This is a genomic window from Streptococcus koreensis, assembly GCF_003627135.1.
GTDB lineage: Bacteria > Bacillota > Bacilli > Lactobacillales > Streptococcaceae > Streptococcus > Streptococcus ilei.
In genome coordinates this window covers 596903-610448 of record NZ_CP032620.1, presented here as the reverse complement: position 1 = coordinate 610448, position 13546 = coordinate 596903, and the positions used below count along the sequence as shown (strand labels likewise).

General features: G+C 40.8%; 10 protein-coding genes. 2 read left to right on the top strand and 8 right to left on the bottom strand.

All coding sequences use genetic code 11. The features are described 5' to 3' along the window. Positions 1–134: 134 nt before the first annotated feature. Complete coding sequence (locus D7D50_RS03325) at positions 135–803, top strand: DUF4947 domain-containing protein (protein WP_120701458.1); 669 nt, start codon at positions 135–137, stop codon at positions 801–803. Between the two features lie 65 nt (positions 804–868). Here the strand turns inward: D7D50_RS03325 and D7D50_RS03320 are convergent, their stop codons facing one another. Beyond that, positions 869–3664 (bottom strand): YhgE/Pip domain-containing protein, encoded by a 2796-nt coding sequence (locus D7D50_RS03320; protein WP_120701457.1) that lies wholly within the window; start codon positions 3662–3664, stop codon positions 869–871. A gap of 135 nt (positions 3665–3799) precedes the next feature. On the opposite strand from D7D50_RS03320, the gene D7D50_RS03315 reads away from it, so the two are divergent. After that, entirely contained in the window at positions 3800–4336 is a 537-nt protein-coding gene (locus D7D50_RS03315) for a TetR/AcrR family transcriptional regulator (protein ID WP_023027409.1), read from the top strand. Between the two features lie 36 nt (positions 4337–4372). Here the strand turns inward: D7D50_RS03315 and D7D50_RS03310 are convergent, their stop codons facing one another. The 7 genes from D7D50_RS03310 to D7D50_RS03280 all read right to left on the bottom strand — a co-directional run bounded on the left by D7D50_RS03310 (position 4373) and on the right by D7D50_RS03280 (position 13465). Further along, positions 4373–5734, bottom strand: a complete 1362-nt coding sequence (locus D7D50_RS03310; RefSeq protein ID WP_120701456.1) for a bacteriocin secretion accessory protein — start codon at positions 5732–5734, stop codon at positions 4373–4375. Positions 5735–5760: 26 nt separating this feature from the next. After that, the gene (comA, locus tag D7D50_RS03305; protein WP_023027411.1) at positions 5761–7914 is read right to left on the bottom strand and encodes a peptide cleavage/export ABC transporter ComA; all 2154 of its coding nucleotides are present in this window, start codon (positions 7912–7914) and stop codon (positions 5761–5763) included. Between the two features lie 284 nt (positions 7915–8198). Beyond that, positions 8199–8810, bottom strand: coding sequence for a 30S ribosomal protein S4 (gene rpsD / locus D7D50_RS03300; protein WP_003009175.1), 612 nt, complete (start codon positions 8808–8810; stop codon positions 8199–8201). A 573-nt stretch (positions 8811–9383) separates the two neighbouring features. Beyond that, the gene (locus D7D50_RS03295; RefSeq protein ID WP_006595358.1) at positions 9384–9656 is read right to left on the bottom strand and encodes a Veg family protein; all 273 of its coding nucleotides are present in this window, start codon (positions 9654–9656) and stop codon (positions 9384–9386) included. Positions 9657–9659: 3 nt separating this feature from the next. Next, the gene (gene dnaB / locus D7D50_RS03290) at positions 9660–11015 is read right to left on the bottom strand and encodes a replicative DNA helicase (protein ID WP_120701455.1); all 1356 of its coding nucleotides are present in this window, start codon (positions 11013–11015) and stop codon (positions 9660–9662) included. Positions 11016–11039: 24 nt separating this feature from the next. Next, the gene (rplI, locus tag D7D50_RS03285) at positions 11040–11492 is read right to left on the bottom strand and encodes a 50S ribosomal protein L9 (protein WP_120701454.1); all 453 of its coding nucleotides are present in this window, start codon (positions 11490–11492) and stop codon (positions 11040–11042) included. Then, positions 11489–13465, bottom strand: coding sequence for a GGDEF domain-containing protein (locus D7D50_RS03280; RefSeq protein ID WP_472835742.1), 1977 nt, complete (start codon positions 13463–13465; stop codon positions 11489–11491). Before D7D50_RS03280 ends, rplI begins: the two co-directional genes overlap by 4 nt. Positions 13466–13546 lie beyond the last annotated feature (81 nt).

Here is a 13546-nt window from a genome sequence, read left to right as displayed (position 1 = left end):
TCCCTTACAGGAGAGAAAGATTGTATGAAATAAATACCTACTTCGTACAGCTTCTCTCCTATTTTTTCGTGCTTTTCGAGCTTTTATAGTGTACAATAGAAGAAATGACGCTCTATGATTAGAAAGGGATTTATATGATGTCTAAAAAAATCACTCTCCTTGCAACTCTCTTTTTGAGTCTTTTCTTCTTGACAGCCTGTATGTCTGATTTTCAATCATATTTCAAACCGGAAGAAACAAGCACTCGTCCCTCCTCTAAAAAACAAGAGAAAAGTGAAAAAGAAGCCTCATCTTCTAAAAAATCATCTAAAACTAGCTCTTCGAACAAAGAAAAGAAAGAGTCTAAGATAAAAACCAGCTCAAGCAAAAAAATGGAGGTGTTCCCTGCCAATGCTAGCGAAGCCCCCAAGGACAAGATCTATGCAACTGGTGATTCTGTCGTTTACTATAAAAAATATGACGGTGGATTAAAAGTGCATACACCTGATTTCGAAGGCTATACAACAAAAATAGTCAAAAAAATTCTTGGAAAACCTGAAAAAACCCATGTTGATTCAAATTATATGCTCGAGACCTTTTCAGAAAAGGAACAAGAAAACCTTGTTAATCTCTATCAAGAGGGCCTTTTAACTGACGAGCAACTCCATGCTTTTTGGGCTGGTGTAGTCGATCTAGCTCAAACGGCTCAATTAGAGCATACTTTTACAGTCTTTACCTACAAAGAAGGACAAGTTCAACTTGTCTTTAAGGATGACAACCTTGTCTATGTTACTCCAGATCCAGAAGTGCTTTATTTTAACTAAGAAAAATCCCCTTTCTCTTCAGAGAAGGGGGATTTGTTTCACATGAAACTATGGATAGAGGAAGTTTAGTCTTCTTCCATCTTTTGAGGTTGATAGGCCACCATTCCTAAACCAATACACAGCACCAAAACCAGGGTAAGGAAGGTGACTTGCCCGCCTATCTGACCAGACAAGGAAATGGTTTCCCTTAGTCCCGATACGGTATAGCTCATCGGCAACAGCGGATGAACGGTTTGGAAGAAACGATTAGTGAGGGCAAGCGGATAAGTTCCTGCACTAGAAGCCAGTTGAAGAAGCAAGAGAATCAAAGAGATAAAAGCTCCTACCTTGTTGTTCCATGTCGTTAAGGCAGTCACCATGGACATGAAGGTTGCACTTCCTAGCACACAGAGGAAAAGAGTCAAAGCTTCATGGTTTGCTGCCATCCCTAGCAGATGAACAGCTCCGTAGACCAGGACACCAGCCAAGACAGCAATTATCCCGTTCACTTCCAATCTCGATTTCAGCCAAGCCCAACGACTTTCTGGATGACGCCCAGATGGCAATTTGGCAAAAATCATATTGGTAGAAAGAGCAGCGACGAAAAGGGCAACTGATATCATATAAGGCGCCATTCCCACTCCATTCACTGAAACATTATCATGGTCTGTCTTTGAAAGGGTAATTGGATCTGACAATACGCTGGCATTTTCTTTTTCAGTGCTAGCGCTATTTAATTGGTCCTTAGCTGAACTCAAACCTTGACTGAGATTCTGACTACCTGTTTGGAGATCCCCCAAGCCCCCGACAAGAACCTGGCCTCCTGTCGCTAATTGACCAGAGCCATCAGCTATTTTACTTGCACCATCTGCCAATTGATGAGAACCTGATAATAACTGACCTGATTTATCCGATAACTGATCAACACCTGATACGAGTTGATCAACACCACTAGCCAAGACTGGTGTTTGAGTATTTAATTGACCAATCCCACTGGCCAGTTGTCCAGCACCTGTTGTTAATTCGCTAGACTTACTAGTCAATTGGTTGGCCCCTGAAACTAATTGGTCCATTCCCATAATCAGAGTTGGCATCTTTCCATTTAGTTCTCCCAATCCTGTTGCTAGTTGACTGCTTCCAGATACCAAATCCGCAGATTTCTGCTCCAGTTGACTGGTCCCCTCACTCAATTGACTAGCGCCTGCTATCAAGGTGCTACTATTATCATTAAGCTGACTAGCTCCGCCAGCTAACTGATCTACCCCTGTCGTATAGAGTTGCACTCCTTGGTTGAGAGTTTGGCTAGCTGGTAGAAGTTGCTCTGTCACTGCTGTCTGCACGGAGCTCAAGCTAGTTGAAAGAGTATTCAAGGTAGACGAAGCTGTTGGCAAGATCTGATTAGCACTTTCTTTTACTTTGGCCAAAGGACTCTCGGTCGTTAAGCCTTCTTGCAAACCTTGAACGGTAGTTAAAATCGCTTGAGCAGCAGTCTCCGTCGTACTTGAAGTAGCAGACACAGCAACCGTCAGTTCTGCCTGTTGTTCGGCTGTCATCGATTGATAGGCAGCAGTAGCTTGAAGATTGGCTAGTACTGAATTGCGGTCAGCCTGTGCTGCAGCTGAAATCCCTTGAGCAGAGGTGGCAATGGTTGCCAATGCTGTGCTGAGTTGACTAGTATCTCCGCTCGTGTTCTGAATAGCTTCTTTTAATCGGGTGAGGCCTGCTGTTAATTGGGCAAGCTGCTCTTGTTGATTTGGTGACGGAGAAAGTTGTGTAGATAAGGTTTGAATTCCTGTTTCTAACTGAGACACTCCATTTCTCAATGCTTCCGATTGACCACTTAATTGACTAGCTCCACCACTGAGAGTAGCAAGCCCTGTGCTATAGTTTGTTAGACCATTCGTCAAATTGCTAGCACCAACATTCAACTGACTGACTCCTTTTGTGTAGGTATCCAGTCCTGTTGTGAGAGTGTTCATTCCTGTATGCAATTGGCCAATTCCAGAGGCTAACTGAGGCGTTTGACTAGCCATTTGGTTCAAACCATCTCCAAGTTGTCCAACACCAGACGTATAGGCCGTCAGTCCACTACTAAAGGAGGTAAAACCATTATGAAGTTGCCCAACTCCCGATACGAGGGTCGGAACTTTCTCCTTCATTTGGTGAAGACCTGTCGCTAATTGACCAACTCCACTGGTGTAGGCCAAGAGTCCTGTGCTAAGAGTCTGTGCCCCATTTGAGAAAGACAGACTCGAATTGGACAAGGTTGTCAAATGGTCTGTCAGGGTTTGCCCACCCTCTTTTAACTGACCAGCACCGGTTGCCAGCTTTTGACTTCCTTCAGCTGCTGTTCCCATTCCTGTCTTCAAGCTTCCCATCTTTTCAAAAAGAGCGTTGGTATAGGTTTTGGTAACATTACTAGCAACGGTTTGCTGAATTTTTATCATGGCTGAATCACTCATTTTACCAGCAATAAAGCTATGGCCACTAGATGTTTGGTAGGCAATGGTCATTTGTTCGGGATGATTGCTTAAGATAGAAGCTGCTTTAGCGGATAGATCTTGGGGCAAGGTCACCACCATATAATAATCACCCTTTTTCAGTCCTTCTTTAGCTGCTGTTTCATCTACAATATGAAAATCCAGGGCATCACTCTTCTCAAAATTGGACACCATGTCTTTTCCAATTGTCAATTCTTGTTCTTGATAACGAGCTGGCTGATCTTGATTGACAACTGCTACCGGCAAGTTCGAAACCTTGCCATAAGGATCCCACATAGAAGATAGAAAGATCACATTATAGAGAGCTGGGATCAAAGCAACCCCTATCATCACAACGATAACGGTCGGTTTCCTAAAAATCGCTTTCCATTCTTTAAACATTTTTTGTCTCCTTTTTATACACACTGTCTAATTTTTTGATATAATTGATTATACAGTTCTTTTGAAAAACCGCAAGTTAAAAAAGCGATTTTTGGACACTGTGTATAATTTTGTATATAAAAGAAAGGGACTAGAATGGTTACCGAAAGCAACAAGCGAATAAAAACAAAACATATCATCCAGGAAGCCATGGTTGACCTGCTTCATAGAGAGTCCTTTGATGAGATTTCAACCGTTCAGTTGGCAAAAGAGGCTGGTATCAGCCGGAGTAGCTTCTATACCCACTACCGCGATAAGTATGATATGATCGAGCGCTACCAACAGGAATTTTTCCACAAAGTTGAATACATCTTTGACAAACAAAAAGAAGATAAACACCAAGCCGTTACCGAAGTTTTCGAATTTCTCACCAAGGAGCCCCTCTTTGCTGTCCTTCTAACCGAGAATGGGACAAAAGAAATTCAATCCTTCTTACGGCATAAACTACAAGTTCTACTAGTCGATAGCTTGCAAGAGCGTTATGGCCATCGATCTTTGACAGAAATCGAAAGAGACTACAGTTCTGTCTACCTCACCAATGCCTTCTTTGGAGTCTGTCAAATGTGGGTTGCGCGAGGCCAAAAAGAAAGCCCGCAACAAATGGCTGACTTCCTATTAAAAATGCTGGAATAAAAAAGAGACCTCGGTCTCTTTTTCTATTATCCTTCTTTAGTTCCCCGCTCCTAAAAATTGATCCACAAAGAAACTGAAGTAGGATTTTTCTCCTGTAATCAAGACACACTTCCCTTCCAAACCGTACCGTAGGAGCTTGGCCTCATGATCCTTAAGACGAAGAACTCCCTCTATTTTGAAAAAGTTGCCTTGTTCTGTCCGAGTTGCACTCGAAGCTATTGAGCTAATACGGACTTCTAGCGTAATTGGTTTTTGTTTACTTCCCTGCGTGCTAAAGCGAATCCGATCTCCCACATGAATCGTGGCTATATCTTTTGAAGGAATATAGGTGACAATCTTGACTTCTTTTTCTTTCTGAATGAGAGGATAAACTTGAGCCAGAGGAGTCCCTTCCGCTACAATACTCGCTCCTTTTGTTTCATCATTCAAATGAAGCACCCCTTCATCCTTCGCTAGAATCCGAGTCTTCTGAAGAAGAGTTTCTTGTGTTTTTACCTTACTTTCTAGATCTGCGATTTGCTGAGAAAGAAGCAGAAGATCTTGTCCGACCTTACTCAGTTGTTGAGCTTTCAGGGAGGCTATTTGACTATCTAAACTGGTCGAATAAGCTTGTTGGCTTCCGGATCCCGCATATTGGATTCGATAATTAGAAATACTTGCCTCTAACTGCTGGATTTGACTATCCAGCTGGCCAATAAAAGAAGCTTGTGCTTGAGCATTTTCCTCTCCGTGTGCTTGCTGAGCGTAACTCTGGTAGAAAGAGTAAAGTGGATGAGTCACATCCAGACTTCTCCCCTCTAGTAGAGCTGATTTTAGACTATGGTAATCAGCTAAGCGCTTCTCTTGGTCTTGGATAACTTGGCCAATTTCTGCTTGACTGGAACTTGCACTGGCATTTTGAGAAGCAATGGTTGCATTTTGTTGATGGGCTTGAGCTTGGAGAATCGCTATCTGTTGCTGGTAATCCTTAAACAGCTGGTCATAACCAAAATGCTCATTTCCTGTAAACTGGCTCTCCCCTGTCTCAATGCTAGTTTTCAACAATTTTAATTGTTCCTCCTGTTTCTTTAAGAGGTCTAGCTGTTGCGTTAAGCTCATTCCTTGTTGTTTTTCCTGGTCCTCTTGGTATTCTACCAAGATTTCTCCCTTCTTAATCTCTTTATTTTCCTTTAGATGGTTGACTTGAATGGGAGAATTACTGGTTGATTGGATTTGATCAATCACGCGCGTAGCTTCAATTGTCCCTCGACTAGACAAGGTCACTTCCTTCTTGGCAAAGACAGAGAATCCCACAACAAAAAGTAGTAAAAGAAAACAAGGGACTACCCATAAACTAGCAAAATTATGGAAACGTTTCTGATAGAATTCTGCACTTTCAAAATATTTTTCGTTCATCATACTCTCTTTTTTCTCCTAGTCCTCTCTTAACAAGTAACCAAATGGCTGTAATAGCCATTCTTTTTCAGTAATTCTTCATGGCTTCCTTCTTCCTTAAGACAACCTTGGTCCATGAGGAAGACTTTTTCAGACCGTTCTGCAATCGTTAACCGATGGGCGATAAAGATAATGGTCTTATCTAAGGCCATCAAGCGGTCCACAATTTTCTTCTCCGTCAAGATATCTAGGCTGCTGGTCGCTTCATCCAGAATCAGAATAGGAGCGTCCGTTAACAAAGCACGCGCCAAAGCAATCCGCTGCCGTTGTCCACCAGAAATTCCCATACCATCCGTTGTTAATTCCGTTTGGTAATTGAGGGGCATGCGCTCAATATCTTCTCGAATTCCTGCGATTTCAACAGCGCGCAAGATATCTTCCTGACTCGTTCCTTCCCGTGCTCCTAGTAGCAAGTTCTCTAAGATTGTGCCATTAAAGACATAGGGCTGCTGGGGTAAATAATTGATTTGCTGGCGGAGCAAGGTTTTATCCACTTGCTGGATATCCCTTCCTCCCAGACGAATCGTTCCTTTAGTGGGTTGGTAGAAATTCACCATCATTTTAGCTAGCGTTGTTTTTCCAGAACCTGAAATACCGACAAAACTGACCTTGCTCCCTCTTTTGATTCTTAAGTTAATATCTGTTAGAACATTGGCCCCGAAACCGTACTTGTAATCTACTCCCTCAAATACTAGATCACCATCGAGAGCCTCACGCTCTTGAAGGGGCTTCTTCTCTGCGAACTCAGAGTCTATCAGATAGACTTCATTCAGACGGGTATTAGCTACTCGGGCGGCTTGAAGTTTGGTTTGGAGGTTGATCAAATTCTCTAGAGGCCCTGTGAAATAAACAAGGAGAGTATTGTAAGTAATCAGCTGACCCAAACTCAATTCTTGCTTCATGACCAAATGAGCTCCCATCCACAAGACCAAAACATTCAAAATCAACTGAGCCAAGTGCTTGAGCCCCTTTTGAAGACTTTCCGCCTTGCTCATGGCAAAGGACTTCTTCAGATAATCCACAAATTCTGAGTCAATCTTTTGATAACGACTACGCTCACTGGTAAGAGACTTGATGGTTTCAATCCCATTGATATCTTCGATAATAGAAGAAGACAAGACACTATTGGCTTCCATAGTTTCATTATTTAAGCGCTCAAAAGGCTTCATAAAGGCAAAAATAATGACTGCATAAATCGGCAGCAAGAGAATGGTCAAGAAAAAGAGGTGAGCGTTTTGGCTAAACAGGACTACGGATAAAATCAAAACAATGGACAGATCCAAAAAGATTGAAAGCAGCGTACTAGCCAGAGCATCGATAATGCGGTTGGCATCTGTAAACCGCGACACCACTTCCCCTGTCCGTCGAGTTGCAAAGAAACTCATGGGCAACTGAAAAACATGCTTAATATAGGACAGAATGACATCAATAGACAAGCGTTGACCTAATACCAAGAGCAAATAATCCTGAGCGTAGGTGAGGATTTGCTGTAAGATGTAAACCACAATCAAACCTAGTGAAATCACAGTCAAGGTCTGCTTCATCTGATCAGGCACATAGGTATCAATAATTGATTGTAGGTAGTAAGAACCAACAATATTGATAAGGGTTACCAATAAAGTTGCAAGAACAATATGAAGGACCAATTGTCGCTGTTTAAACAAAAGAGGGACAAAGTCTAGGAGCCCATTTTTCTTTTCCTTACTAGGTTGATAGGCCGGAGTCGGGGCCAAGGCAATGACAATCCCTGTCCATTCCTTTTCAAACTCTTCGATCGTCAATTTGGTCATCTTTACTTTTGGATCTGGATCTGCTACGTAAAGATGTTTTTTATCTTTCTTATACACTACGTAATAATGAGGGAGACGCCCATCCTTGATCACGTGGACAATCAATGGATAGGTCACTCCTTCTAAGTCAAAAAGAGTGCGGTCTGCTCGAAAGGCGCGTGTCTCAAAGCCCAACTCTTCAGCTACCTTGACCAAACCTAAGGCAGTCGTTCCATCTGCAGTCGTTTTTGCCTTCTCCCGCAGACTAGCTAAAGAATAGTATGATCCATAGTAGCCAAAGACCATGGCTAAAGCTGCAACACCACAGTCTCTCATGTCAACTTGTTGGCGATAATGTTTTTTCTTAAATCCCATAAGAACCCTTTCCAATTGTTTGTTTCATCTTAACAAAAAGGACTATCGGAGAAGAAAAAATCGCTATTTGGTTTATTATTTTAAGTATTTGGTCATAAAAATCTCCAAATCAGGAGAATGATCATTTATTTTGAAAAAGAAAAACCGCCTATTTTTACAGGCGGTCATTTCTTTCTATGAAGCAAGCATAGGGAACAAATATCTAAGCAAACCCAAGAAATCAACATTTTAAGACAAAACAAAAAGCCCACTGTTGTAGGCTTTCTGCAAGTTTTTTCTTAAAATTAAAGCATTTTGTTGTAGAATTCAACCACAAGTGCTTCGTTGATTTCTGGGTTGATCTCATCACGTTCTGGCAAGCGAGTCAATGAACCTTCCAATTTTTCAGCATCGAATGATACGAATGCTGGACGTCCAAGAGTTGCTTCAACAGCTTCAAGGATAGCTGGGACTTTAGCTGATTTTTCGCGAACTGAGATCACTTGACCTGGAGTTACACGGTATGAAGGGATATCAACACGTTTTCCGTCAACAAGGATGTGACCGTGGTTAACGAATTGACGAGCTTGGCGACGAGTAGTCGCAAGTCCAAGACGGTAAACAACGTTATCCAAACGACGTTCCAAAAGAAGCATGAAGTTGAAACCGACAGTTCCTTCTTTGATCTTAGTAGCTTGTACGAACAAGTTACGGAATTGTTTTTCACCAAGTCCGTAAGAGAAACGAAGTTTTTGTTTTTCAGCTAATTGCAAACCGTATTCTGACAATTTTGAACGGTTGTTTGGTCCATGTTGACCTGGTACGTAGTTACGACGTGCCAATTCTTTACCTGTCCCTGTAAGTGACAAGCCAAGACGGCGAGATTGTTTCCAAGATGGTCCTGTATAACGTGACATTTGAAATGTCCTCCTATAAAAATAATTTTTTGTAGGAAATAACGTTTTAGACAAACCTGATTCGTTCAGAAAGCCTTCGCCCAAACAGCAAAGGTTACTTTTCTAGCTGGCTTCCTGTTGACGAGCTTCATTTTGTCCTGCTGTCATTTCGCACAAATTCTATTATACCACCAATACCAGTCCTTGTAAAGTTGCTTTCTCGTTTTTTGTATTTCTTTCTATAAGTGAAAAGTAAAATGGGCGCTTCTAGCTAGCGACTTTCTAAATCGCTAATTTCTGACTTCGATTATCATGTATTTCCTTTTCTATCCTCTCATTTTTATTTTGTTTACATGAATCTTTACAACTTTTTTACAACTTGTCAAGCATGATTGTTTTAACAGTCTCCCAAATGTCTCTATTTTAGAAAGATTAAGAACAAAAGCCTTTAAAAGATCCCCTGTCTATTATTGACAGATTGGATTGTAAAATTGACAGCTTTGTCAATATTTTTACATAGCTATAACAATCATATAATTAAAAAAACCATCTCCGAGAAGAGACGGTTGAAATTTGGAGCTCACCCTAACCAAATTAGTCTAAGTAATGAATCAGATTTTTCTCAGTTAAAATATCTGAGTAAGTGTAAGATTCTACATAGGTTGTTGCTGGTTCACCAGGTAAACTATTTTCATTTGTGTATTCAATAATAAACAAAGAAGGATAGACTTCAATTAATCGACCAAACTTATTTTTTTGACGTTTACGGCCATTTTCCAAGGTCATTTCTACAATTTGACCTTCATGAGCCTTGATTTCTTCTTTGATTTTTTTCATTTTTGCTACATCAGTAAATGCATCACTCATCCATTATTCCTCTACTCTCTTTGATATGCTGGAGAATTTATTATATTCCTTTTGGAAGATTAACTCCACTGTTCCACGCGCACCCGAACGGTTTTTTTCAATAATGACTTCAACCTTATTATTCGGCATGCCTTCTTCTTCCTCACCCGCACGTTCATAATAGTCATCTCGATATAGAAAGGCAACAATATCTGCATCCTGCTCGATGGATCCTGACTCACGAATATCGGATAGAACCGGACGTTTATCTTGTCGTTGTTCGACTCCCCGAGATAGCTGACTGAGGGCAATCACAGGAACCTTTAATTCTTTCGCCAAAATTTTTAATTGACGAGAGATTTCTGATACTTCCTGTTGACGGTTTTCACGTCCAGTCCCAGTAATCAACTGCAAGTAGTCGATGAGGATTAGACCGAGATTACCGGTCTCTTGTGCTAATTTCCTAGAACGAGACCGAATTTCTGTAATCCGAATACCGGGAGTATCATCTATATAAATGCTTGCATTAGCTAGATTTCCTTGTGCAATTGCATATTTCCGCCACTCATCGTCTGTCAGCTGACCAGTACGAATAGAATGGGATTCAATTAAGCCCTCTGCTGCCAACATCCGGTCTACCAAACTTTCAGCACCCATTTCTAGCGAGAAAATAGCAACTGTTTTATCCAACTTGGTTCCGATATTTTGGGCAATGTTTAGAGCAAAGGCAGTTTTACCAACCGCTGGACGAGCTGCAAGAATAATCAACTCTTCTTCATGAAGACCTGTTGTCATATGATCAAGATCTCGATATCCCGTTGCAATCCCAGTAATATCCGTTGTCTGCAAAGACCGAGTTTCAAGACTTCCAAAGTTGATATTTAAGATATCCTTAATATTCTTGAAACCACTCCGATTAGTCTTTTCACTAACATCAATCAGAGCTTTTTCTGCACCTGCAATAATCTCATCCGACGGACTAGCTCCATCATATGCTTGATTTATACTCTCCGTTAAACGAGCAATCAAGCGTCTTAGCACCGCTTTTTCAGAAACAATTTTTGCGTAATATTCCGCATTGGCTGAGGTTGGAACAGAGTTGATGACTTCGGCTAGATACGAGAGACCACCGATATTTTGCAAATCCCCTTGACTATCTAGAATATTGCGAACTGTAGTCGCATCAATAGCATCTCCCCTGTCTGCAAGGTCAATCATCGCCTTAAAAATTAACCGATGGGCATATTTAAAGAAATCTGCTGGCTCAATAAACTCACGAACAAAAACCAGTTTTCCCTCATCGATAAAGATGGCTCCTAAGACAGATTGCTCTGCTTGGATATCTTGAGGCTGGCTTCTTAATTCTTCTATCTCAGCCATAGTCATTCCTTTCTAACGATTTACTTAACCTTCATTTACTCGAATTCGGATAACACCTGTAATATCCTGATAAATTTTAACAGGCACATCAATCAAGCCAACAGAGCGAATTGGAGAAGCCACTTGAATGTGACGCTTATCGATTTTGATTCCAAATTGTTTTTGTAGTTCTTCTGCAATTTTTTTATTGGTAATAGAACCAAATGTACGTCCATCAGGACCAATTTTTTCTGTAAATTGGACAACGGTCGTTTCTTCTGCTAATTTTGCTTGAATTTTTTTCGCTTCTGCGACTAGTTCCGCATGGGCTTTTTCTTCAGATTTTTGCTTACCACGAAGCTCCCCAATCGCTTGGGCGTTGGCTTCCTTGGCTAAATTCTTTTTAATCAAAAAGTTTTGAGCATAACCTGTTGGGACTTCTTTAATTTCCCCTTTTTTTCCTTTTCCTTTTACATCTGCTAAAAAGATAACTTTCATTCTTCTTCCTCCTTATCCTTTTGGACCTCTTCTCGAATACAGTCAATCAACTGGGCACGAACCTGATCTATTGTTACATCTGACAATTGAGAAGCCGCAGAATTAAAGTGGCCTCCGCCTCCCATTTGCTCCATAATTTTTTGCACATTAACTTTGCTTCTGCTTCGAGCTGAAATGGAAATGCTTCCTTGTTCATTCAGAGCAATAACAAAGGTAGCTTCAATTTTGGACATGGCCAACATACTATCCGCTGCTTTACTAATGGTAACTGTCCCATAAGGAACATCTTCTGCTCCCGTTGCCACAATAATATGTGGGAAGACCATTTGACCATTTAGGATCAATTCATTTACTTCGCGGTACTCATCGAAGTTAATAGCTGAAATTTCCTGGATGAGGACACTATCACTGCCTCGGCTTCTCAAATAACTAGCTACATCAAATGTACGACTTGTCACACGAACTGAGAAATTCTTGGTATCCAACATAATACCTGCCATCAGAACACTGGCTTGAATCTTATTCAAGCGGTTCTTCTTAGAATTCTGGAACTGAAGCAATTCAGTAACCAACTCACTCGCACTACTTGCACCACTTTCAATATAAGTGATCATGGCATTTTCAGGGAAGTCTTCATCCCGTCTATGGTGATCGATGACAATGACTTGGGAAAACTTCTCATACAAATCATTCGAAAGCGTAAGAGCTGTCTTCGAATGGTCCACCATAATCAAAAGGGATTGATCAGTTACCATCCGTAAAGCATCTGAAACCGTTAATAGTTTAGTCGCTCCATCAGATTGAATTTTTTCAACCGCTCGTTTGATATCCTGAGCCATGGACGTATCATCATAAACTGCATAAGAGCGTTCGTTGATATTGTATGCAAATAATTGCATCCCAATCGATGCTCCTAAAGCATCCATGTCTAATTTTTTGTGGCCAACAACAAATACCTGATCAACCGATTTAATTTTTTCAGAAATAGCTGTCATCATAGCACGAGTTCGCGTACGAGTGCGCTTGATAGAAGAAGCTGTCCCACCTCCAAAGAAAATAGGATCCTTACCTTCTTCTCTTTCTTTCACTACCGCTTGATCGCCTCCTCGAACTTCAGCTAAGTTTAGATTCGATAAAGCAACTCTACCAATTTGATCATGATTACCGTCCCCGTATGAGAATCCCATACTTACCGTAATTGGTAATTCACGATTTTTTGCTTCCTCACGGAATTGGTCAATAATAGAAAATTTGGATTCCATTAATTGTTCAAGGACCGTATAGTCGGTAAAGAGATAAAAACGATCCATCCCAACTCTTCGATAAAACATATGGTATTTTTCCGAGAATTCTTCAACAAAGTTTGCAATAAATCCATTGATGCTACTGATATCTGAATCAGACACAACATCTTCTAAGTCATCATAGTTGTCTACAGACATAATCCCGATAACCGGTCTAGTGGTAACAAGACCGACGTTGGCTTCGTACTCGCTTGAAGCATCAAAAAAATAAACGACACTGGCTTGGGAATCCATATAAACCGAATATTTTTTATCCCCAATGGTTGCGTAATGGCCTTTCCCCTCAAATGGAATTGCCAAAACTTGTTGCAGGTATTCCACATCAAATTGTCCATCCTCAGTGGAGAAAATCAACTCCGCATAGGGATTAAACCACTCGACTTCATTGGTTTCACCGTTTACCTTAATCACACCAACTGGCATTTTATCTAGTAGCGAGGCCAATCCATTTTCAGCCTGATGATTGACATATTGAATTTGTTCTAACTCATCTAACTCTACTTGCTTTAATTGATGAAGAAAAAGATAGATGACACCGGAAAGGATCAACAGAATCACAAATAAATTTGCAATTGTACCACCCATTAATCTGGAACTGATGGCTAATATAATAAATGCTAACAAACCTACCATACAATAATGGATAGGAGTCATACGAAATTTTTTCATCATAAACCTCTGTTGGGCCATTATACCATAAAATATAAGAAAAAGCGAGGCCAGTCAAGCCTTTCCGCCAAACAAATGGCT

What these genes read in the sequence shown, in the direction of transcription:
- comA (WP_023027411.1), bottom strand. Translation starts at nt 7,914, where the DNA reads ATGGGATTTAAGAAAAAACATTATCGCCAACAAGTTGACATGAGAGAC.
- D7D50_RS03320 (WP_120701457.1), bottom strand. Translation starts at nt 3,664, where the DNA reads ATGTTTAAAGAATGGAAAGCGATTTTTAGGAAACCGACCGTTATCGTT.
- dnaB (WP_120701455.1), bottom strand. Translation starts at nt 11,015, where the DNA reads ATGGCTGAGATAGAAGAATTAAGAAGCCAGCCTCAAGATATCCAAGCA.
- D7D50_RS03310 (WP_120701456.1), bottom strand. Translation starts at nt 5,734, where the DNA reads ATGATGAACGAAAAATATTTTGAAAGTGCAGAATTCTATCAGAAACGT.
- D7D50_RS03325 (WP_120701458.1), top strand. Translation starts at nt 135, where the DNA reads ATGATGTCTAAAAAAATCACTCTCCTTGCAACTCTCTTTTTGAGTCTT.
- D7D50_RS03315 (WP_023027409.1), top strand. Translation starts at nt 3,800, where the DNA reads ATGGTTACCGAAAGCAACAAGCGAATAAAAACAAAACATATCATCCAG.
- D7D50_RS03295 (WP_006595358.1), bottom strand. Translation starts at nt 9,656, where the DNA reads ATGAGTGATGCATTTACTGATGTAGCAAAAATGAAAAAAATCAAAGAA.
- rpsD (WP_003009175.1), bottom strand. Translation starts at nt 8,810, where the DNA reads ATGTCACGTTATACAGGACCATCTTGGAAACAATCTCGCCGTCTTGGC.
- D7D50_RS03280 (WP_472835742.1), bottom strand. Translation starts at nt 13,465, where the DNA reads ATGAAAAAATTTCGTATGACTCCTATCCATTATTGTATGGTAGGTTTG.
- rplI (WP_120701454.1), bottom strand. Translation starts at nt 11,492, where the DNA reads ATGAAAGTTATCTTTTTAGCAGATGTAAAAGGAAAAGGAAAAAAAGGG.